Origin of the sequence: Bacteroides sp. AM44-19, assembly GCF_003603395.1 — a bacterium.
Lineage (GTDB): Bacteria > Bacteroidota > Bacteroidia > Bacteroidales > Bacteroidaceae > Bacteroides > Bacteroides uniformis.
The window spans coordinates 231,263-250,993 of the sequence record NZ_QTNB01000005.1; the positions used below are offsets into that span (position 1 = coordinate 231,263).

Consider the following 19,731-nt stretch of genomic DNA (forward strand, 5'->3'; position numbering starts at 1 on the left):
TGTATGGCATGGAAGGTTTATGATAAAACTGGCAATACGGTACGTTGTACACTGAAAGGTTTGGAGTATAATGGTACATGGATGGGTGCATGTTTTGTGACAAGCACTCTGAAAAGTGCCGTACCCATTCTTTTTGAGATAGGTGACTATGTTATGTACCGTGGTGAGAAGTTTGAGATAAACTATGATCCTACGGCATTAAAAAAGGCGGCAAGAAAAACTTCGGGAGAAGCGTTTGTCTATGATAACGTAAAGTTCAACTGGCCGGGAGATGAATTGACGCGATGTGATTTTCTTGATTATGTGAAAAGTGATAATCAGATACACTTCACTTCTTTGCCTAAGTTCAGTTTCTTCGCTTCGTCTATACAAGATTTGGCAGACCGTGTTCAAGTAAATCTTGACCGTATATATACCGGAGCACAAAAATGGACGGTTGCCGTACACCCTGAATATGTGAGCACTACCAATGTAAACATTGATGTGAACAATATAAAGGTATGGGGTGCATTGGAGTTGTTCAATTCAAAATTTGGTGCGAACTTTGTTATTCGTGGCCGAACAATAACAATCGGTACTGCCGGTATTGCTGTGGGCAATATTTTCAAGTATGGACGTGGAAACGGTTTGTACGAAATTCAACGTACAGCCGATGCGGATCAACAGATTATTACGCGATTGCGTGCATACGGTAGTACAAGAAATATGCCTAACCGGTATTATAATAAGCTCTCAAACAGTTCTCTTACCAATTATTTGCCGAATAACATGGCCGTGGAAAATCTGATGTTACCTGATTTTCCTAAGACAACGCTTGATCCATATATTGACAGTAAGAATATTGCTGTGCTTGGCATTCGGGAAGGGAGTGTTTATTTTGACGGTACCGGTGGTTTGGAGGAAATATGTCCTTCAATGGAAGGTATGACCGCCGAACAGTTGAAAGATGCAGGTATTTATGTATCATTGGATGCCGGGGATAATGGCAATCTTGACGAAGTGGCTGATGCCGAACAACTGACAGATGATGGTACAATGGATAGCCTGAAGGAAGGTGAAGATGTCCCACCTTTTACAATAACGCTAAAAGATGTTGGTTTCAATATAAACGATTACCTGACTTCTGAAACAGCCACCATTAGCATGAAAAACGGCATGTGTGGTGGCCGGGATTTTGAAATAACCAAATGTGAGAAGAAGGGCAATAAATATGTGCTGACTTGTAACCGTGTATATGATGAAAGTCTGAAATTATATTTCCCATACAAGGATTACAATATAAAGTCCGGTGACAAGTTTGTCCTGCTTTATATTGATATGCCGGACGTTTATATTCAGGCCGCTTCACAACGGTTGCTTGCTACCGCGAAAAAATATCTTGCAAAGAATGACTATGTGCGCTATTCGTATGAACCGAAGGTGGATGATATTTTCATGGCACGCCAACATGATGAGGCTGTTGCAAGGGGGGAAGCAAGCATACATGATACTTTGAAAGAAGGGGACTTGATGCTATTCACTGATAGCGATCTTGGTATTGAAGGCAGCATCATTATTGATACCCTTATTATCAAAGAGGGAGAAGATATGATACCGAAGTACACTATGACACTTCGGGAGGAAAAGGCTGTTGGATCGCTTGAAAAAATCCAAAATCAGATAGACTCTATTGCAGGTGGTGGGCAGGGAACCGGTGGCTTGAATACCCAACAGATACAGTCTATCATCCGTTCACTGGGCAATCAGCTTTTTCTTTCGCGCACCCACAATGATACGGCAGCTGGGCTTATCGGCTTCTTAGCCGGTGCTATCTTTGGTGCAAGCGGTTTTGCAGAGGGTTTGACCGGCTTTGGGGCGAAAATAGACAGCATGGGACGTGGGTATATGGAAAGCCTCACGTTACGCAGGTTTTTAGAGGTGCCGGAATTGCGTTTTAACCGTGCTGAAATTGTGCTTGGTGACAAATGGCGTTCTCCCGGTGCTGGAATTATAGAGAGTGTTGAGCCTGATTATGATGCTGATGGTAACTTGCTACGTTCCGGGACAATAAGTTTGAAATTACAAGACGGTGAAATAGGTGCTGTGGCTGTGGATGATATTTGCATGGGGTATTTCCATGACTATGAAACGCCGGGGAATAATGCGGTATCTGATATAGATGATAGCCGTGGCAACCGTATGTTTGCCGGTTTCTGTACAATCTATTTTCGTATTACAGAAATATTGGATGCCGGAACAAACAAAAGGTTTCGCTATGTGCTTCGTGGTGTTTCTGATCGTTGGCAATATTCTTTCCATCCGTGTGAGGCTTTGCATTTTGTCGCTTATGGCAACTTTACAAACAAGGAACGCCAGACTTCCGCTTATGAGACGAGGACATACCGCCGTTTCTTGGTAGGGGTAAATGACTGGGAGTTTACAAAGAGTATGGTTGCAATGCAGGATGGGGATTTGAGCAATCTCAACATCTTCGGGTTGGATATGACCGGTTATTCTGCTTATCTGAATAACATTTATATGACCGGCACAATCGAACAGTTACAGATAGATGCACCGGTACGCATTGAGATTGATACGCAAGGTGACAATTTTCTTGCTTATGGTGAATCAATGGAAATTACTTGCAAGGTCTTTAAAGGTTGGGAGGATATTACAGACACAGTTAGACAATGGGCTATCCGAAGGGATAGTGGAGATACCGCCGATGATGAAGCTTGGAATATCAAGCATAAGGATTTCAACGGTTCAATAACGATACATAACACAAAGGAAATTAGTGATTTAGGAAATAATTCAGTAACAGTGGTAAGTACCTTGTTTACCATAACGGCAACAAATGATACTGCATCAGTAGAAGCAATTGTGACGATATGATAGAGAGTGAAAAGAAAAGAATCAGAAAAGAGTTTCAACCGCTTACGATTGCAGTAAGCTTGAAGATAATGACACCGAACAGTCCGGCCAATCAGGTCTATAATCCGGTGGCAAATGAATATGATCCTGACCGTGGGGTTACTCCGCTGGTGATTTTACCGGAAGTCATAGCGAATGCCGCTGACGGTAGCTGGGATATGCCTTATGTTAATTCTTTGTTGGCAGAAATGAACTGGTTTGCTAATGGAGAGAATATTTCTGCAATCAGTTCATGGAATGGGAAGTACAGTATAGATACGGTTGGAGATACACGCGGTGCCATTACCATAAGCAGAAATGTGGCTCCGGGTGAAAGTTTTGAGTTGTATTTTGAAGGTCTGATAGCTGATACCCGGCTTGGGGTGAATATTCCCGTTAAGACTGACTCTATCATGTTGACAACGGTAGATAAGAGTGAAGATACCTACGGTTTGTCTATTGGGGATAGTCAGATAATCCAGTACAATCCATTTCTTGACAAGCTTTTGTTGTATGATTACAAGGTAGCCAACAATTTGATTTCCGCATCTACGGCCAATAGGAATGCAGCTTTGGATGAAAATTCATACGAGCGCACCATTCCACTTATGGTAACAAAGGGAGTGAATAAAATAACTACCGGATATACAATTGAACTTTATCAGGTGAACAGCATATCAAGTCAAACAATGCTGACTACCGCAAACCATGAAATAGTGGCTTTGTCCTTAACCAGCCTGATAATGGACTTGCGTTTGGTCGAGAAGGGGGATTACTTGCTGTTGGTGAAGGTTGGTGGAAAGGAGGTTGCAAGACAGCAATTCTCCGTCAATCGTGTTTATCCAAAATTTACGTGCATACCGGCAAGTCAGGCTTCCATCAATCCTGATGAAATCCTGCATAGGAATATAGCTATGGTACAGTGGAATGGAGAAATTGTGCCGATACCGGCACCGATTATCCGCATGGTATGGTTTACGGACAGTGCAAATAAGACCGGGGTACAATGGCAGGAGGGGGAAAAAACTGTGATAATGTTGGATGGAACCGGTATTGGTGAAACTTATCTTGACGATTGGTTGGACGTGTACATTAAGGCCGAGCAAAAAAAGGCTTTCTCTGTATTGACTGATGGGACAAATGAATATACGGACAGTAACGGGAACATATATATAAATAATTGATATGAGGTATGTTGTAGCAAATAAGGAAAAGGCTTTGGATGCCGGGGTTCTGTTGTTGGGGCACTTGGTAAAGGGAGAATCCATCATCTTGAATGAAAAGGAGGTAATGTGCCTGCCTTCTCTTGATGGAGAACTGGAAGATAGAATACTGTTGTTGGACGGTATCGTTTATACTAATACAAGCATGAATCAAATTATATCAGAAGGAGGTTGGGAATATGGCAGAAAATTATAGTGCCCAAAATAGCATCACGATTAAACGTCTTCGTTCCAATGACAGCCTGATGCTGACTTTTGAAAATAATGGCATTCCATTGTTTCAGGCCGTAGATGAAGAAAGTGGGGCTGTCTCTCCTGATTGGAGTATAGCTGCGAATCAGCCGGTACGGACACCCAAAGTAACTTCGGCACGTGGGTTGGCGGTCAGTTTGTCTGGTCATAGTTGGGCTTACAATGGAGTGGCTTTAAATTTTAACGGTGCGGAAAGTGGAGGTTGGAAAAAAGACAGTACGGGCAAATTCTCTTTGAATACCAGTACCGGTGCCATTAAAATTGTCGGAAACTTGGCAAGCAAAACGAATATTGCAGGAGATACATTGACTTATTCATGTGTCGCTTCTACGGCAGGTGTTGAGTATAATTTGACCGGGGAACTGCCTATTGCCATTCAGAATATGGGAGCCAGCTCTTACTATCTTGCTATTCTTGCAAGTACCGAACAGTTAACAAGCAAAGTAACAAGTTGTACTCTGACTACCAAGCTGTATGCCGGTGCCAATGCCATTACCGATTACTATATAAAATGGTATAAGGACACGGCGGCTTGGACTGATAAGAACGGACAGAAAAGTGTAACTGTTACCCGTGGTGATGTGGACGGTACCCAGTTATTCATAGCAGAAGTTTATCAGTCTTCAAGTGCTTCACAACCGATAGCACGTGCCGGGGTACGTATCATTGATACGGCAGATGAATTTCAAATTGTATGTTATATAACTTCTTCCAACAAAGAGGTTGATACCGGACAACCCGTTACAGTAAGTGCCAAGATTGTAAATATGACTACGGGGTCAACTTATACTCCTACTTCCGCATCGTGGACTATGGATGTGATGGATAAGGAAAACTGGAAGAGTTTGAAACATTCTACAACAAATTCTATATCTGTAACAACAACGGAAACTGACAGAAACGGGACTCAATATGATGTTGATGTTTTGGCAGAATGTCATTTTAATTAACATAAAAACAAAATAATATTATGGCAACTAAAGGATTAGGAAATGAAACATTGGTGACCTCCATTCTGCGTTCCAATACAGTATTGGTGGAAGTTGGTGGTAGTGTCAGACGCATTACCGTGGAAAACTTCATGAATGCTATTAATAATGGTGACGAACAAATGTTGAGGCAGGTGGCTTGGGGGATTCCAATCAAACAATCAACCCAAAGTAGCACGAACTATGGTGTGATAGGTAATACAGCCGCATGGACAGAATACAAGTTGTATTGTGGCCGTTATCTCGTAACGAATGATGGAAGGGCTGCTAAAATGTCCCCTACCAATAGTGCGGTGTTTGCTGATGGTACTGCGGTGGATGAAACCAAAGGGCATGTGATGTGGATAGGGCCACGTTTGTATTATCGTGTACAGACTGACAGTGTAAGTGGTGTACCAGTCTTATGGCTCTCGATGCTACCTATTGGCGGTGAGTTTATTGGTGGGGCAAATGGTGGAATGTATAACTGTATCGGTGCATACAAAGGCTCCATGTCAGGTAGCGCACTTGTTTCACGTTCAGGAGTTGCACCGGCAGGCAGCAAGACAATCAACGCATTTTGGAATGCTGCACAAGTGAACGGTAAGGAATGGGGACTGACCGATTACGATCAGAGAAAGCTTATTATGATGTTGGGGCTGTCCCAGTACGGAGATACCAATATTCAAGCCAAACTTGGTTATGGTGTGGGTGGTAGCTCCAGTAAAGACTTGTGGGCTGCTGCGGCAGCATTGCAAACTGGCGCAACAAAGAGTCTCGGTGACAATTGGGGCAAAATAGCTATTTCTGTGGTGAATGGAAGTAATACTGGAGTGGATTGTTCACGGGTGAACATGATGGGTATAGAAGATCCTTATGGGTGGCAGTGGGAATTTCTGCAAGGAGTATTTTGCGGTAGTTCCAACAATAGTGCTCAAAGTGGAACGGAAATTTTCATTTACAAAGGAAACCGTTTACCGACTACTGCTGAATTAGCTGCGCATCCAAATGGTGAATACAGACAAGCTACCCGTCAGACAGCTTCCGGTCAAGTGCAGGAAATAATTCTTGGGGAGCATTTTGATATTTTCCCGAAAAAGATTGGTGGAAACAGCACTTCTTATTGGGCTGATTATTCATGGGCAAACACTACTGGGCAGCTGGTTCTTTGGGGCGGTGCTGCGGCTTACGGTGCGTCTTGCGGCCTCGCTTTTGCGGCCTCGAATGCCGGTTGGTCGCACTCGTCTGCGAATGTCGGCTCTCGCCTTGCGTATTTTGGGAATTTAACATTTGTTAGCGGTGCATCTTTGATGGCTGCATGATAGATTTTAAAATATTAGTTCTTTGAATTTCAGTTAATTAAAACCCGTCCACCTTCTCGTTTTACGACAACGGATAACGGGACGAAAGCCGAAAGGCGTGGACGGTTGGTAGAGGGGAACAAGAGCTGGTTCTTTGGGGCGGTAATGCGAATAACGGTGCGAATTGCGGCCTCGCTTATGCGAACTCGAATAACGATTGGTCGAACTCGAATGCGAATATCGGCTCTCGCCATACTTATTTATCGTAGAGTAATCTGCGAGTTCTCCGAGCCATGACCTTGCAGGATTTATATCGTTGCAACGTAGTAATCAATTGGTTACGATGTCAGAAAATCAAGAATGCGGAAAGGTTGCCCAATTTGCGAAAGGCAACAAGCGGTGTTAGTAGGTTGGTTCTCGAAAGCTCCGGGCGAATTATTCAAGCAAGTAAAAACAGCTTGCAGTTATCGGAATAATTAAAATAGTCTGAACAAGACAAAATTGGAAGTATGGTGTAAATTTTAAAACAAAGCAGCAGTGAATATTGGAAGAAGTGATATTGATTGGAAGAGTCTATCGCATAATGAAATTGATAGAATTATAGCGGAAAGGATAGAGGCTGACAATAAACGGATAGAAGCAAACGGTGGAAAGAAATCTAAAAGAGCCGGGTATATTCTTGAACGTATAGCAGAGATAAATAATTTACGTGAAGCGGACAAAGAAGCACAAGATGGGAAGGTTAAGAAAAACCGCTTTATCAGGCGGCATAATCTACACCCGGAAGAAGACCTCCGAGCTTTGCAGTTGATGATCCTGACATTGGATTTTCCGGCACCGGATTATAGCGTAATGAGAGTAAAAAGTGATGCAGGAAAGGTTCGAGATATTGTCAAACAGAAATATTTCCCGTGGCGTATATTGCACCATGCAATTATGAGGGTGATTGAAGAAGATGTTTATAGAAATTTGATTTATGATACAAGTGCGTGTATCAAGGGAAAGGGATTACATTTTGGAGTAAGGAGAATGAAACGTTTTCTTCACCGGTACCCGGAATACAAATGGTTCGTAAAGACTGATTTCAAAAAGTTCTATCAAAGTATTCTTCATGAGCTTATTGTTGCTGCATTGAGAAGGAAATTCAAAGATGAACGATTTATTAAATTGATCGAGATAGCTGTTTTATCGTATGACAGCGGAACAGAGTTAGTTGACGTATTGGAGAATGAAGTTGAACGGAAGAAGAGGTGTTCCGATTGGAGCATTTACAAGCCAACCTATCGGGAATTTTGCGGCAAGCCGGATAGATCATACAATGAAGGAGAAATATCGTGTCAAATGCCTGCATAGATATTGCGATGATAATGTTATGCTGGCTCGTTCTAAGGCCGAAGCGTTGTTTCTTATTCGTGCGTATGAACGGGAAAGTGCAAAAGTTGGGTTGGTAGTTAAAGCAAACAGTTGTATTGCTCCGATAGGAACAGAAACAAAAAATGGGAACAAAAAGCATAGAAAGCGAAAACGTAGTAAGAGGAAGAAGGATTAACTTTTTGGGCTATTGCTTCACGAAAGATAATGTTCGGATGCGTAAAAATATGAAAAAGAACTTTGCCCGAAAGGTGAAACGAATAAAAAGCCGGAAACGTAACCGCGAGATACGAGCTTCATACTGGGGCTGGTGTAAGTGGGGAGATTGTAAGAATTTATGGAGAACAATAACAAATAATGATATGAGTTTTGCAGATAAAGGTATCAAACAGAGTGGTAGAACAAAGGACGGAAAGAAGTTCTTCGATGTAAAAGAGACAAGATTGATGGATATTCTCAATGTCCCTATAACAGTGGTGGACTTTGAAACGAATGTGAAGACAAAGCAAGGTGAAGGTAGATATTGTGTTCTTTTTGAACAGAACGGACAACGTAGCAAATTCATAACGAACTGTTACAATCTGAAAGATGTGTTGGATCAGGCTCGCGAAGCGGAGAATAACGGTCAGAAGATTTTTCCAGTGGAAAATGTGATTGTCAAGCGGCGTTCGTTAGGTGACGGGAAGAGTGCTTATTATTTTGAAGAATAATTATAAAAATGGAGGTAATTTATGAAAAGTTATGGAACTCTTGTAGGAGAACTGCCGACTGGTATTGAATTTGTAGTTGAAGGTGCGTTGCTACGCATTTACTTCGACTTTGAGAGAAGAGAAGCTGTTCAAAAGGCCGGTTCGGAAGATGTGGTGGTTGAAGACCAGTATGTCTGTGAAAACGTGGATGTTGAAGGGGAACATGATTATGACAGTATTGTAAGTGCCATTATCATGGAACGTTATGATGCGAATAAACGTGATGCCATTTTCGCCAACTTGGAAATGGCACGTGATATGGCTTCGGAACTTGACGAAGGTAAGCGTGCCGAATATCTGAAAGAATACACTGATTATCAGAGTTATCGTATCAAGGCTAAGGAGATCGCAAAAGAAGTATTAGCAAAATTGAAGTAATCCGGTATGGAGGCGCAAGGGCATATATTAATACGAAGAAAGGCCAAAAATGGAATTGACGGTACTAATGGGGAACCGGGGAAAAACGGGCTGCAAGGCTGTATTCTCCGGCAATCCGAATGGGCTAAAGGCATAGAGTATCGCAATGACGAGGCTTTGACTTCCGGTACCCGGTACTTGGATATTGCAATTGTGACTACCGGTGCTAATACGTTTAATGCGTATAAATGTCTGAAAACTCATACGTCCAGTGATTCCATTCCGGTGACAAATACAACTTATTGGCAGAAGTTTAATTCTTTGGTGCCAGTGTACACTCCGCTTATCATGGCTCAAAATGCTATTCTACGGTTCATGCAGGGTAATCAGCTTTTGATAATGAAGGGCGATAATAAAACGGTTGCAGCAGGTCTTGTTGGTGGTGACTATCCGTTATGGGTTGGAGCTACAACACCGACTGATGCGCCATATAAGGTGAGTATAGCAGGGAAACTCTATGCGGCTGGTGCGGTTATTTCAGGTGACAGCACTTTTGAAGGTACATTGAAAGGTGTATCAGGCTCTTTTACAAGGTTGAATTGCGTGAATGCTGCTGGTGATGCGGTTGGAGGAATCAGCTTTGGAAGTGATGGAAGAATGTGGTTTGATGGTGATATGTATCATCAAGGTACTAAGGATAACCGGTCATTACGTTTCTACACTTCTGACTTATGGTGTAGAGGCGTGTTTGGCGCAAGGGAAAGAAGCATTATGGTAGTTTACGGCTCCTATGCCTATGTGTACACAAAAGGTGCTGATAAAACCGGTACTTATATACCTTTGACTTCCGGGACTTCCTCTGCTAACGAAACTTATTATACAGTTCCTTGCTATTCGCCAAGATACGATTATAACGGTGAAACTTCGGGTTTTCCAGTTGATACGGTTATATTTAGAATAACATCGAATGTAACCTACCGTTATCTTTTGAGTCTTGCCGTCACCCAAAGGATATTCGTGGTTAATGCAAATGACAATTATAATAATGTTCAGATATATGCGAATGGAACAAAGCAAACATTGAATGGCGGTTCCATGCACCATTGTATGCAGTTGGTGGATTTTATGTATCCGTCACCGAACTCTGACTGGTTGGGAAGAGGACTGATGTTCGGTGCTTCAAATGATAATGATTGGAAGTGATTATGAAAAGGATAAATTTTGAAAGAATTGAGATATTTGTTGATATTGATAAGACGAGATGTTCCGTTGAGAACTACAAGAAGGATTTTGCCAATATCATTTATCAACTTGGCAGGGGAATAGAGGCTCATGCCCTCGCATTTAAAATATTCAACTCCAATGGAGAAATTGAGTATAACGATGAAGAGTGTAATATGATTAAGGAATACGCAAGTTTATGTTCCCCAGCCTTTATTGATGCTATCAACAAATTACTATTGGAATAAAAATAATAAACGCAAACACAAAAGGATATGAACGACATTATTGAAACATTCATTCACGACCATTTGTTTTTACATTTGGTTTTGATAGCGGTAAGTATGACAGCTATCATAATCGCAATGGGGATAGATTTTATTTCGGGGATTCAGAAGGCCAAACAGCGTGGGGAACTTCGTACCTCGAAGAAGTACAAAATGACAGCGACAAAAGCGAAGAAATATTTTAATCCGTTTCTGACACTGGTTATGATTGACCTTATATGTTGCATCGTCATTCCATTTCCAGTATTCGCTATGTTATGGGCGGTTTATTGCGTTTTCTGTGAGTTCAAATCGGTACGTGAGAAATCATGGGAAAAGGCCGAGCTTCGGAAAGCGGAAAAGACCATGAGTATAATCATTGAGAATAAGGACGATATAGCACGACTGGCCGCACAAATATTGTTTGAAACACAAAAAGAAAAGGAGGATAAAAATGACACGGGGACTACGGAATAATAATCCGTTAAATATACGGAGAAATAATACGAAATGGCAGGGGTTGTCTGCAACACAGACAGATAAAAGTTTCTTTCAGTTTAAAACTATGGCATACGGTTATCGTGCTGCTTTTAAAACTCTTCAAACTTATATTCTTAATAAGTATGATACTGACAAAGACGGCACGGCCAATGAACTTGAAGATGTTATTATGCGATGGGCACCGCCATGTGAGAACAATACTGAAGTGTATATTGCCACAGTCGAAAAGCGTTCAGGCATATCTCGTCATACAATTCTGAACAGAAACAACCGGGAACAACTTATTGCGGTGGTGGCTGCAATGAGTTATGTTGAGAATGGTGTTCCTGCAAACATGGATGAGGTAAGGAAAGGTTGGGAGTTGATATAGGAAACAAACATATAAACACATAGAAGATATGGCAAACTTGAATTTTACTCTTAAAGAAGAGGATTGGTACGAAAGCCAACCTATACAGTTATCTACTGGGAAATTTGCTATTAGCATCAATTTTGGAGATGCAGCAAACAACAGAGTTGTTGTGTACAAAAGTTCTAATGGAAAGGATTATGTACCTTACAAAACAGCACTTGGGGTTGGAGAGTTCTGTGATATGAATGTCGACGGGTTGATAGCCGGACAATATGTTATGGTAGGATGTAATGAACTTCCTATTTCATCTTCATTTTTGGAAAGTTCTGATGGTAGCAGCAGTGCGAGCAAATCGGATATTTTAGCAGAAAGCGGACGTGCTCAACTGGCAGAGTCCCAACTGGAACAGTCCATAAATGCGGTGAAGACCGCTTTGGATGAATTGGTTGGTACTGTTGATGCGACTACGGCCATTGACACCTTCAATGAAATTGAAACCTTCCTTGCAGGAGTAACCAATGAAAAAACTCTGACTGGAATGTTGGCTGTTACTGATGGAAAGGCCGTGACCGCACAAACAACGGCTGATGCTGCAAAAAGTACAGCTCAAACAGCTCTTAGCAAAGCCACTGCCAATGAAACAAAACTTAATACAATACCTGAAATGCCGGAGAATGACGGTAAGATATATGGTTTCTGTAATGGTGCATGGGTAGTTATTGCGGAAGTTGGTAAAAATGTATATACAGATTGATTATGAGATTGAAGATAGGTATAGGAGTAATCTTTGTGTTACTCCTTGCGGCAACCTTTTTGATGTACCGGTTGTGGCAGGAAGAGAAGAAGGAAAGTGCCCGACTTTCAGATAATATGAAAAGTCTCTGTACTGGGCTTGAAGAATATAAGATTAGGGATAGTCTAAATGTGGTTGAAAACCATGTTTTACGGCTTAACATAGAAGAATTGAAAGAGCTGCGGAGTGCGGATGCAAAACTAATAAAAGAATTGAATCTGCGTCCAAAAGAAGTCGAATATATCACAACCACAAAAGTTGTCACTAAAGACAGTATTGTATTTGTTCTGAAAGACAGCTGTTTCAATTATTCAGATAAATGGGTGGATTTTTATGCAAATATTCCTGACAGCACATTTACTTATGAAGTGAGAGACAGTCTTTCAAGTGCGATAAGCCGGATATATAAACACAGGTTCCTATGGTGGAGATGGGGGACAAAGGGGTATAAACAAACGATAGTCAATCATAACCCACGAAGCAAAATCGTTTATAATGAAATTGTAAAGGTGGAACATTAATTAATAAGAAGGGAGCCGAAATGCTCCCTTCTCCTTTTTCTTTAGAAAGGCAAATCGTCTTTTTGTTCCCCAAAATCCACTGGCGGTTGAGGTATGGCAGTTTGTACGGGTGCCGCGGTGGATGATGCCCCCTGATAATAAGTTTGGGGCTGTTGCGCTGCGGTAGGCTGTCCTGGATTACGGAGTGTTGCTTTCCAGCAAGTAATGGAGTTAAACCATTTTCCTTGCCATTCATTCGCATTAATATCTATTTCAATATCAACGTCTTGCCCGACTGCTAATCCAAAATTCTGAATATTGCTATTCATTACTGAAAAAGCGACTTTTTTAGGGTATTGGCCAGGAATTTCCAAAACGAAATCTTGTCTTTGCCAGTTGTTACCATTTTTTGAGACACCCGATTGTATCGGTTGTGCCACAATAATTTTTCCTTCTAATTTCATTGTTCGCTTATAAATAGTTAAACACTATATGCCCGGCCTTTTCAAGTTTACGGGCATAATCTAACATTCTTTCTTTAGTGCTGAAACTTTCATCATTCCACCAAATGCCAAATCTTTTAATCTGACACTGATAGCGTTTGTCTCCTAATAGATTCTCGGATATTCCTATACGATATTTTGCCATTTTTATTCATCATCCCCAGCCGGATTTAACTTGTCTGACTCATTGATTGCGCGGCTGATAATATCACAATCAGTAAGTTTTCGTTGTATGATAGCCATCCCCCTTTTGCAATTATCACTTTGATTGAGGTCACAATACCCTCCCTTATATAAAATATCAGAAAGTTCGTCCAATACTTTAAGTGTGTCAGTGAGCCGGAGATATGTTATTCCGGTTACTTCTTTGTTGTATGGACGGACTTCTTCTATCCGTTTGTCAAGGGATAGACAAGCAAGCTCTGCCATACATCTTGTAAGTTCTACTTTGGCAAGTAAGGCACTGTTTTCAATCCGGCATTTGTCAAATTCCAGTTTAATGGAGTATTCCATTTTAAGCAGATCAGGTTGTACTTCATCTGCAATATACTGGTTAGCATCAGCCATGAAAAAAGCCCGGTGTCCAGCTATTTTATTGATTTTCTTTTCATATTGAAGCATCAACTGTTCCAGTTTATTTCCTTGCTGCTTTACGCGGAAACGACAAAGCCTTGATTTACGTAATTCACTTAACATTTCTACAATTAAGGAACAAACTATGTCATTGGTGAACAATATGTTATATATTGCTGCCAGTGTGATATTTTCAGCTTTTAACTTCTTGTCTTTTATATCACCTATTTTTCTTTCCATAAGTTCATGAAATCTTTATAGACACATGGTAGTGCAAAGATAAGGACAAACGTCTCAACAATCAACTTTATTAATTGTCCGGTTCCTATATCAATCCATTCTGTTTTTATTATAATTCATTTTGGCTTCAATGAGTGAATCAATGTCACATTTGAAATGATGTAGTGTACTTAGGGCAACAATGATTACATCTGCCAGTTCTTCTTCTACATCTAAATACTCTTTAATATGTGGAGATTTCTCACCCGTACACTCAAAGACTTCGGCAACTTCTTCAAGCAGATCGCGGTGAAGATTGTTGTTGCTATCATTGTCGGGATCAATCTTTCCACGTCTTACGGCACATTCATAAGCTTTCTGCGCGATCTCATTTAATTTTCCCATTATCAATATGTTTTATCCAGTTATTATCTTTCTCCAAAAACCATTGCCAGCCATTTTGGGGCTTGATTTTTCGTTTTATATACCGGCGAACTGTGGCATAATTCAGATTTAGCTTTTGGGCGGCTTGGGTTATTGAATCGAATCTATACCATTTGCCTTCGGGAGTGATTGCGATACACGCAAAGGCATGGGCGTTTCCATTAGACCAATATCTATGTCCTTTCAAAGCCTCGCTGTGTCTTTTTCTTATTTCAACAGCTCTCTCTTTGCCATAGTATTCTTCATAGGTTTTTCCTCTTAATCCGTGGTGATAGCCTTTATTGAAAACATTATGTCCGTTGACAACCCGTGTGACCGGTATTTCAGGGTCTAATCTTAATTCCATATTATTCCTTATTTTTGTAATTATCTCTTCTCATTTGGTGATAGCGATAGTACATGGATAAGTCGAGTTTACGAATGAAATTATCATCCGCTTTCATGTCAGAAACTTTTTGGGCAGGCTTGACTACCTCAAAGAAAATTCTCTTTACCGCATACCTTCCCTTTTCAAGAGAATAACATTGCACTGATCCTTCATAAGCATAAATAAGCCCGGCAAAATCAGGGACTTCATCGGGCTTTATCAAACTTTTTGGTACTATATAATAAAAATAATTGGTACGTTGGCCGGAAGTGACAACATCAAACTTGTTCTTGCCATATTTATCACTTTTCTTTTTATCCTTATGGAAATCACATCTGCTTACTTTTACTTCATATTCATAAGTCAGGCGTGACCGGGTAACTTCCAATAAGTCAGCTTCCCATTTCCCGACAAAAATATTGGGAAAGATGCGGTTTCCTTTTTTATCACGAAAAACATGATCGCAAAAGCCTTGTATAATATCAAGTGTTTTCATTTGATCTTTCCATGTTCCTTATCCAGTTCATACTCAAAAAATCCTTTTGCCTTATCATAAAGTCCGTCCTTTATATCAGAGAAATACATAGCGGCATTAAAGGCTTTCAATGCTGCCACACGAGCTTTCTTCTTATAATAGTCTGCCCGTTTGATCGTATTTTCTTCTTTTCTACGTTCTTGCTGTTCCAAATATCGGTCAACCGCTTCTCGTCCCCAACGGAACATGTCTTCTTTGTCGGCAAAGGTGGCAGATTCTTCACGGATCAGCCTTTTCTCCGAGGAAATGACATAAGCTGATATTCCTTTGTATCTACGAATGGAAACGGCTATGTCGAAACCTTTATAATTTTGCTGTTCAACATAGCCGCCAAGAGTATATGGGAAGTCTGTCTTTTCTATCATACAGCTTTGATATTGATTAGTGGCACAATTGTATCAATAATTTCTACCGTAGGTTCTATAAGCTCTTTTATTTCCTGAACATTTTTGTATGCCATAGGACTTTCATCCAATGTCCCTTCACATACGGAAGTGGAATACACTTTGCTCATTTGGGTTTTGAATGCGTCCATTGATAATCTTTCTTTAGCTTCGGAACGGGAGTATAAGCGTCCTGCACCATGTGGTGCAGAATAGTTCCAGTCTTTGTTTCCCTTACCACGACAAAGAAGAATACCGTCTGCCATATTCATAGGAATCACAACGTAATCATTGGCGTATGCGGCAATAGCCCCTTTACGGATTATCATATCATCAAAGCTGATATAGTTATGGACTGTCTCAACGGATATTGTAGCGTTCCAGCTCAAAGTTCTGATTATACGCTGTATAATCAACTTGCGGTTGAATGCGGCATATCCTTGTGCGATCACCATGTCACATAAATAGTGGAGCATTGCTTCATTTGTGAGATACCCGGAATATTCGGCAAATTTTTCCTTCAAACGTAGTATTTCAGTTTGCATGAATTGTGGCTCAACAGTGGACTTCAAGCGTTGAATTTCATTAGAAAAAGCCTTTTTATCAAATTTTGCTATTTCTGCATGGTATTTACAGACCTTCACACCAAAGTTGCGCGATCCGGTATGTATTGTAAGAAATATATTATTGGTTGACTCGGCACGCCCCAGTTCTATAAAGTGGTTTCCACCTCCCAATGTACCTAAAGAGTTGTAGAATGTGCCTTCATTTATCCCCACCTTCTTACAAAGTTGTGATACATATTCTTCATTAATAACTGGTTTGGTTAGTTGGTATTTAGAGCAGAACTGATCCATTCTGATAGATAAGAAGGTAAACAAATCTTCCTTTTCTTGTTTGGATAAGGGTTGTTGGTTAATCTCAAATCCCATAGGTATGATGGAACGGATTGCATGATTAATGTCCGGGAAAGACTCTTCTGTTATTGCATTTTCAATTTCTACACACAACATTCCACAACCAATATCCACTCCGATATGATTGGGGTTGACACGATCTGTAACTGGCATGGTGAATCCAATCACTATATCTACTCCCTGATGGGTATCAGGCATAATACGAACCGGAACACCAGTCGTAACCGGATTGTTCAAAATGTTTTGTATCGTTCCAATAGCTTCATTTTCTATTGCATTTGTAAATATTTTACAATCTTTGCCGAATTTTCCTTGTAATTCAATCATAATCAAATCTTTTCGTTAAGTTTTTCAAGAAGTTCATTCGCACAGTTCTTTGCGTATTCTTCATCTTCATCATGAAAGGACTTGACTGTTATCCAAATCCCTGCAAATTTAACTTGTACTTTGTAATCAAGAAGGAGGTATTTCTCTCTGTTTCCGCTGCAATTATCTTCTACGAAGGTAGTCGTTTTATTGATTCTGTACTGTTTCATCATTATTTATTTCTTTAGAGTGGCAATTTCTATCAAGTATCTTAATGCACTGTTTAATTCCAGTATCAAATCCTTCTTTATAGCCTTTGGTATGCTCACCTAAAACATATATAGTCATTGACAGCCAAAATAGAAGTATGCCAACGGATTTATACCAGCATGGTAAAGATACAGAAAAGGGTTTTAAGGTGATAGAGAAATCACCGATCCACAGAAGACCGGCAATGAGCATGAGTAAATATAAGACTTTCATCATTTATCATTGTTAAGTTCAACATATTTGCCTTGTAAAGAGCAGTTCCTTAAAATTTCGGCATTTTCCCGGCCAAATGCAATAAGAACACTACCGCAACCGGGGCTGTCCCCACGTGTTCCATCGGGACGGAAGAATTTTATTCGATTCCTCAAAAACATCATACCGGTTGCTTTCGTGAAGATGATGTCTTGAAACTTATTGCTGTCACACCGGTTAAAAAGTAGTGCTATACCGTTGCCGTGTTCTGCCAATTTCTCTACAAACTGCCATATAAGCGGTTTGGAGTACGGAGGGTTAAGCCAAATTCGCCCCCCCCAATTTTGTATAAGACCATTGTCCTGCTTGTTGTACATGATTTTTGCGGTAGGCCAAAGAGGGTGCATGGGAGCACATGGATCAAGGTCAAATTCACCTAATGCTTCAATGATTTCTCGTGGTGTGTACCATTCATCGGAAGCGTTTGCAGATCGTTCAAAAGATGTATTCATGTATTACTTACATTTAGGATTTTACGAATTTCTATATGATCGCAATTTTCATCAGCCTTTTTCAGAATATAAGCAATTTCTTCTTCCTTACTCATGTTCTGTGGACGTTTCGTTGCTTCTGCTCTCAATTCAGAAATAATTTTATCTACTTCGGGATTAGGAGTTTCATATAATTTTTTAAGTTCAGCGGCTCTACGTTTAATAAGTCGCTCTGTCTTTTTGTTTAATTTCATCTTACAACATTTTAAAGTATTCCTTGCATAAAAATCCTTTTCTTGGTGAAAAGTCTTTGAAGTCGCAACTCATGTATATTTCCTTCCTATCAGCCCAATGTGCCATATCTTTCTGCCACTGTGGAATAATTTGGTGTGGATTGTTCAGATCACGAAAGGGTTGACAATGTGGAAGAAAACGGCGGCTTTTAGATTTCCAGTAGTTGACGCGCGCAAACGATTCTTTAAAGTCCATAAGGATGCAATACAAGAAATATTCCCCTTTATATCCATACTTGTCTATTAAAGCGGAAGCACGTTCAACTTCTGCAATCTGTCCCGGTGTATCGCATCCAAAGCGAATACGTTTAATCCATTTTACTTTTGCAAGTAGCCGAGCGATTTCATCCGTGATTAAACGGGCATCCAGTCCTTGATTAAAATCCACTTTGATACCCAGTTTGATGATTTTCTCTATTTGCTGCAAGCCATAGTTTGAGGCCAGTATATTATTATCCATAAGGATAGCTTTTTTCCGTCCGGCTGTTATTTCCTCAATATCCATATAAGGTGAGATTTTTCCTTCTTTTTTAGGAACAACACACCATTTACACCGATTGGGACACCCACGTGTCAGAAATCCATAGGATAAATTGGAGTCAATATTGTAGATCGAGTAATCAGGTTGAAGACGATCAACCTCAACTGGAAGAACTTTTTCAATATCATATCCGGTACCACCTTTTTCTATTTGGTTAGTATTGATATAATAGTTATAGTCGGGTGTGAAAGTGAAAACTTTAGCTGCATATACTTTATCATATTCACATAGTGGATTATACCATTCCACTTGATCGCCTCTTGCTTTGTGGTAAGCACTGATCTTCATAAGTGCTAAATTGGGGGGGGGGAATTGCTATCAACGGCTAAAATTCCAATATTCATTATTCTTCAAATTTAGGTTTTGGCATCCATGCTATCGGTTCCCATGACGGAGGTATGCTGCTCATTGAAGAGTAAATTGGGTTACCTTTGTACGTATCATAGATATAACCATCCATGCAAAACCATACATTGTTGCTATATGTACCGTTAAAAATCGCACCATGTTTACATAGAATGATGATGTCTTCATTTTCATCCGGCAACCGTTCTTTCACTGATACCCACGGAAGTTGTTTTGTCTGCCATCTGGCTCCTTCTTTAAATCCTATTCTAAAACAAGTTATTTTATCCCAGTCAGGATGTACGCCTCCAATTTCATTTACGGCTTCTTCTAATGTCTGCTTCATATTCTATGAATTTAGAATTTAAAATTATTCCATACACTTACGGTATTTAAAATCATAGGTCACATGACCTAAGGCACGGAGAATGCCTACGACATCTTGTTGAAAAGGATTTCCCCGACTATTTGCTACATGATTTTTTGCCATTTTATTTTTAATGCGTATATTTGAACCTCATTTGCAATGTCGCAAATGATTAATTTTTTTAATTATGAAAAATTTAATTAGAAAAAGCATTCTATAGCTTTACTACCGTACGGCTA

The 19,731-nt window shown here is 40.2% G+C and carries 26 protein-coding genes and 1 pseudogene; 14 read left to right on the forward strand and 13 right to left on the reverse strand.

Annotated elements, in window-relative coordinates; all coding sequences use genetic code 11:
* Positions 1 to 3 precede the first annotated feature (3 nt).
* The 14 genes from DW947_RS10445 (at position 4) to DW947_RS10515 (ending at position 12,767) form a co-directional block, all read left to right on the forward strand.
* On the forward strand, positions 4 to 2,874 hold the full coding sequence (locus tag DW947_RS10445) for a hypothetical protein (protein WP_009132273.1): 2,871 nt from the start codon (positions 4 to 6) through the stop codon (positions 2,872 to 2,874).
* A complete protein-coding gene (locus DW947_RS10450) occupies positions 2,871 to 4,076 on the forward strand; it encodes a hypothetical protein (RefSeq protein WP_005794386.1) in 1,206 nt (401 codons plus the stop codon). Before DW947_RS10445 ends, DW947_RS10450 begins: the two co-directional genes overlap by 4 nt.
* A gap of 1 nt (position 4,077) precedes the next feature.
* The gene (locus DW947_RS10455; protein WP_005794383.1) at positions 4,078 to 4,311 is read left to right on the forward strand and encodes a hypothetical protein; all 234 of its coding nucleotides are present in this window, start codon (positions 4,078 to 4,080) and stop codon (positions 4,309 to 4,311) included.
* Entirely contained in the window at positions 4,295 to 5,317 is a 1,023-nt protein-coding gene (locus tag DW947_RS10460; RefSeq protein ID WP_005794381.1) for a hypothetical protein, read from the forward strand. Before DW947_RS10455 ends, DW947_RS10460 begins: the two co-directional genes overlap by 17 nt.
* A 20-nt stretch (positions 5,318 to 5,337) precedes the next feature.
* The gene (locus DW947_RS10465; RefSeq protein ID WP_119958495.1) at positions 5,338 to 6,657 is read left to right on the forward strand and encodes a hypothetical protein; all 1,320 of its coding nucleotides are present in this window, start codon (positions 5,338 to 5,340) and stop codon (positions 6,655 to 6,657) included.
* A 516-nt stretch (positions 6,658 to 7,173) separates the two neighbouring features.
* Positions 7,174 to 7,989: a hypothetical protein gene (locus tag DW947_RS10475; RefSeq protein ID WP_005794376.1), complete on the forward strand. Its 816-nt coding sequence runs from the start codon at positions 7,174 to 7,176 to the stop codon at positions 7,987 to 7,989.
* 245 nt (positions 7,990 to 8,234) lie between these two features.
* Positions 8,235 to 8,717: a hypothetical protein gene (locus tag DW947_RS10480; protein ID WP_224205385.1), complete on the forward strand. Its 483-nt coding sequence runs from the start codon at positions 8,235 to 8,237 to the stop codon at positions 8,715 to 8,717.
* Between the two features lie 21 nt (positions 8,718 to 8,738).
* Entirely contained in the window at positions 8,739 to 9,134 is a 396-nt protein-coding gene (locus DW947_RS10485) for a hypothetical protein (protein WP_005794372.1), read from the forward strand.
* Between the two features lie 6 nt (positions 9,135 to 9,140).
* Positions 9,141 to 10,316, forward strand: coding sequence for a hypothetical protein (locus DW947_RS10490; protein ID WP_004326739.1), 1,176 nt, complete (start codon positions 9,141 to 9,143; stop codon positions 10,314 to 10,316).
* Between the two features lie 2 nt (positions 10,317 to 10,318).
* A complete protein-coding gene (locus DW947_RS10495) occupies positions 10,319 to 10,582 on the forward strand; it encodes a hypothetical protein (RefSeq protein WP_004326738.1) in 264 nt (87 codons plus the stop codon).
* 27 nt (positions 10,583 to 10,609) lie between these two features.
* Positions 10,610 to 11,077: a hypothetical protein gene (locus DW947_RS10500; RefSeq protein WP_005794369.1), complete on the forward strand. Its 468-nt coding sequence runs from the start codon at positions 10,610 to 10,612 to the stop codon at positions 11,075 to 11,077.
* Positions 11,055 to 11,471: a hypothetical protein gene (locus DW947_RS10505; protein WP_005794367.1), complete on the forward strand. Its 417-nt coding sequence runs from the start codon at positions 11,055 to 11,057 to the stop codon at positions 11,469 to 11,471. The genes DW947_RS10500 and DW947_RS10505 overlap by 23 nt, the downstream gene beginning before the upstream one ends.
* Before the next feature lie 28 nt (positions 11,472 to 11,499).
* Complete coding sequence (locus DW947_RS10510) at positions 11,500 to 12,207, forward strand: hypothetical protein (RefSeq protein WP_005794365.1); 708 nt, start codon at positions 11,500 to 11,502, stop codon at positions 12,205 to 12,207.
* Positions 12,204 to 12,767, forward strand: a complete 564-nt coding sequence (locus DW947_RS10515) for a DUF6549 family protein (protein WP_005794364.1) — start codon at positions 12,204 to 12,206, stop codon at positions 12,765 to 12,767. Before DW947_RS10510 ends, DW947_RS10515 begins: the two co-directional genes overlap by 4 nt.
* A 41-nt stretch (positions 12,768 to 12,808) precedes the next feature.
* Here DW947_RS10515 and DW947_RS10520 read toward each other — a convergent pair whose 3' ends face one another.
* The 13 genes and pseudogenes from DW947_RS10520 to DW947_RS10580 form a co-directional block, all read right to left on the reverse strand.
* Complete coding sequence (locus DW947_RS10520; protein ID WP_004326735.1) at positions 12,809 to 13,210, reverse strand: DUF3127 domain-containing protein; 402 nt, start codon at positions 13,208 to 13,210, stop codon at positions 12,809 to 12,811.
* A gap of 186 nt (positions 13,211 to 13,396) precedes the next feature.
* On the reverse strand, positions 13,397 to 14,062 hold the full coding sequence (locus DW947_RS10525; protein ID WP_004326734.1) for a hypothetical protein: 666 nt from the start codon (positions 14,060 to 14,062) through the stop codon (positions 13,397 to 13,399).
* A gap of 90 nt (positions 14,063 to 14,152) precedes the next feature.
* Complete coding sequence (locus tag DW947_RS10530; RefSeq protein WP_004326733.1) at positions 14,153 to 14,446, reverse strand: MazG nucleotide pyrophosphohydrolase domain-containing protein; 294 nt, start codon at positions 14,444 to 14,446, stop codon at positions 14,153 to 14,155.
* Positions 14,430 to 14,831: a hypothetical protein gene (locus DW947_RS10535; protein WP_005794355.1), complete on the reverse strand. Its 402-nt coding sequence runs from the start codon at positions 14,829 to 14,831 to the stop codon at positions 14,430 to 14,432. The genes DW947_RS10530 and DW947_RS10535 overlap by 17 nt, the downstream gene beginning before the upstream one ends.
* 1 nt (position 14,832) lies before the next feature.
* Positions 14,833 to 15,348, reverse strand: coding sequence for a hypothetical protein (locus tag DW947_RS10540; protein ID WP_004326731.1), 516 nt, complete (start codon positions 15,346 to 15,348; stop codon positions 14,833 to 14,835).
* Positions 15,345 to 15,752 carry a hypothetical protein gene (locus tag DW947_RS10545; protein WP_005794352.1) on the reverse strand — a complete coding sequence of 136 codons (408 nt, stop codon included), beginning with the start codon at positions 15,750 to 15,752 and terminating at the stop codon, positions 15,345 to 15,347. Before DW947_RS10545 ends, DW947_RS10540 begins: the two co-directional genes overlap by 4 nt.
* Positions 15,749 to 17,014 carry an RNA-splicing ligase RtcB gene (locus DW947_RS10550; protein WP_007846611.1) on the reverse strand — a complete coding sequence of 422 codons (1,266 nt, stop codon included), beginning with the start codon at positions 17,012 to 17,014 and terminating at the stop codon, positions 15,749 to 15,751. Before DW947_RS10550 ends, DW947_RS10545 begins: the two co-directional genes overlap by 4 nt.
* A 2-nt stretch (positions 17,015 to 17,016) precedes the next feature.
* A complete protein-coding gene (locus DW947_RS10555) occupies positions 17,017 to 17,226 on the reverse strand; it encodes a hypothetical protein (RefSeq protein WP_007857030.1) in 210 nt (69 codons plus the stop codon).
* Entirely contained in the window at positions 17,201 to 17,476 is a 276-nt protein-coding gene (locus tag DW947_RS22015; RefSeq protein ID WP_007846615.1) for a hypothetical protein, read from the reverse strand. Before DW947_RS22015 ends, DW947_RS10555 begins: the two co-directional genes overlap by 26 nt.
* On the reverse strand, positions 17,476 to 17,967 hold the full coding sequence (locus tag DW947_RS10565; protein ID WP_117696789.1) for a DNA N-6-adenine-methyltransferase: 492 nt from the start codon (positions 17,965 to 17,967) through the stop codon (positions 17,476 to 17,478). Before DW947_RS10565 ends, DW947_RS22015 begins: the two co-directional genes overlap by 1 nt.
* The gene (locus DW947_RS10570) at positions 17,964 to 18,200 is read right to left on the reverse strand and encodes a hypothetical protein (RefSeq protein WP_005794343.1); all 237 of its coding nucleotides are present in this window, start codon (positions 18,198 to 18,200) and stop codon (positions 17,964 to 17,966) included. The genes DW947_RS10565 and DW947_RS10570 overlap by 4 nt, the downstream gene beginning before the upstream one ends.
* Before the next feature lies 1 nt (position 18,201).
* Positions 18,202 to 19,124 (reverse strand): annotated as a pseudogene (locus DW947_RS10575) (radical SAM protein).
* Positions 19,124 to 19,471 (reverse strand): DUF551 domain-containing protein, encoded by a 348-nt coding sequence (locus DW947_RS10580; protein ID WP_007846625.1) that lies wholly within the window; start codon positions 19,469 to 19,471, stop codon positions 19,124 to 19,126. Before DW947_RS10580 ends, DW947_RS10575 begins: the two are co-directional and overlap by 1 nt.
* Positions 19,472 to 19,731: the final 260 nt, after the last annotated feature.

What these genes read in the sequence shown, in the direction of transcription:
- DW947_RS10445 (WP_009132273.1), top strand. Translation starts at nt 4, where the DNA reads ATGGCATGGAAGGTTTATGATAAAACTGGCAATACGGTACGTTGTACA.
- DW947_RS10450 (WP_005794386.1), top strand. Translation starts at nt 2,871, where the DNA reads ATGATAGAGAGTGAAAAGAAAAGAATCAGAAAAGAGTTTCAACCGCTT.
- DW947_RS10455 (WP_005794383.1), top strand. Translation starts at nt 4,078, where the DNA reads ATGAGGTATGTTGTAGCAAATAAGGAAAAGGCTTTGGATGCCGGGGTT.
- DW947_RS10460 (WP_005794381.1), top strand. Translation starts at nt 4,295, where the DNA reads ATGGCAGAAAATTATAGTGCCCAAAATAGCATCACGATTAAACGTCTT.
- DW947_RS10465 (WP_119958495.1), top strand. Translation starts at nt 5,338, where the DNA reads ATGGCAACTAAAGGATTAGGAAATGAAACATTGGTGACCTCCATTCTG.
- DW947_RS10480 (WP_224205385.1), top strand. Translation starts at nt 8,235, where the DNA reads ATGAAAAAGAACTTTGCCCGAAAGGTGAAACGAATAAAAAGCCGGAAA.
- DW947_RS10485 (WP_005794372.1), top strand. Translation starts at nt 8,739, where the DNA reads ATGAAAAGTTATGGAACTCTTGTAGGAGAACTGCCGACTGGTATTGAA.
- DW947_RS10490 (WP_004326739.1), top strand. Translation starts at nt 9,141, where the DNA reads ATGGAGGCGCAAGGGCATATATTAATACGAAGAAAGGCCAAAAATGGA.
- DW947_RS10495 (WP_004326738.1), top strand. Translation starts at nt 10,319, where the DNA reads ATGAAAAGGATAAATTTTGAAAGAATTGAGATATTTGTTGATATTGAT.
- DW947_RS10500 (WP_005794369.1), top strand. Translation starts at nt 10,610, where the DNA reads ATGAACGACATTATTGAAACATTCATTCACGACCATTTGTTTTTACAT.
- DW947_RS10505 (WP_005794367.1), top strand. Translation starts at nt 11,055, where the DNA reads ATGACACGGGGACTACGGAATAATAATCCGTTAAATATACGGAGAAAT.
- DW947_RS10510 (WP_005794365.1), top strand. Translation starts at nt 11,500, where the DNA reads ATGGCAAACTTGAATTTTACTCTTAAAGAAGAGGATTGGTACGAAAGC.
- DW947_RS10520 (WP_004326735.1), bottom strand. Translation starts at nt 13,210, where the DNA reads ATGAAATTAGAAGGAAAAATTATTGTGGCACAACCGATACAATCGGGT.
- DW947_RS10525 (WP_004326734.1), bottom strand. Translation starts at nt 14,062, where the DNA reads ATGGAAAGAAAAATAGGTGATATAAAAGACAAGAAGTTAAAAGCTGAA.
- DW947_RS10530 (WP_004326733.1), bottom strand. Translation starts at nt 14,446, where the DNA reads ATGGGAAAATTAAATGAGATCGCGCAGAAAGCTTATGAATGTGCCGTA.
- DW947_RS10535 (WP_005794355.1), bottom strand. Translation starts at nt 14,831, where the DNA reads ATGGAATTAAGATTAGACCCTGAAATACCGGTCACACGGGTTGTCAAC.
- DW947_RS10540 (WP_004326731.1), bottom strand. Translation starts at nt 15,348, where the DNA reads ATGAAAACACTTGATATTATACAAGGCTTTTGCGATCATGTTTTTCGT.
- DW947_RS10545 (WP_005794352.1), bottom strand. Translation starts at nt 15,752, where the DNA reads ATGATAGAAAAGACAGACTTCCCATATACTCTTGGCGGCTATGTTGAA.
- DW947_RS10550 (WP_007846611.1), bottom strand. Translation starts at nt 17,014, where the DNA reads ATGATTGAATTACAAGGAAAATTCGGCAAAGATTGTAAAATATTTACA.
- DW947_RS10555 (WP_007857030.1), bottom strand. Translation starts at nt 17,226, where the DNA reads ATGATGAAACAGTACAGAATCAATAAAACGACTACCTTCGTAGAAGAT.
- DW947_RS22015 (WP_007846615.1), bottom strand. Translation starts at nt 17,476, where the DNA reads ATGAAAGTCTTATATTTACTCATGCTCATTGCCGGTCTTCTGTGGATC.
- DW947_RS10565 (WP_117696789.1), bottom strand. Translation starts at nt 17,967, where the DNA reads ATGAATACATCTTTTGAACGATCTGCAAACGCTTCCGATGAATGGTAC.
- DW947_RS10570 (WP_005794343.1), bottom strand. Translation starts at nt 18,200, where the DNA reads ATGAAATTAAACAAAAAGACAGAGCGACTTATTAAACGTAGAGCCGCT.
- DW947_RS10580 (WP_007846625.1), bottom strand. Translation starts at nt 19,471, where the DNA reads ATGAAGCAGACATTAGAAGAAGCCGTAAATGAAATTGGAGGCGTACAT.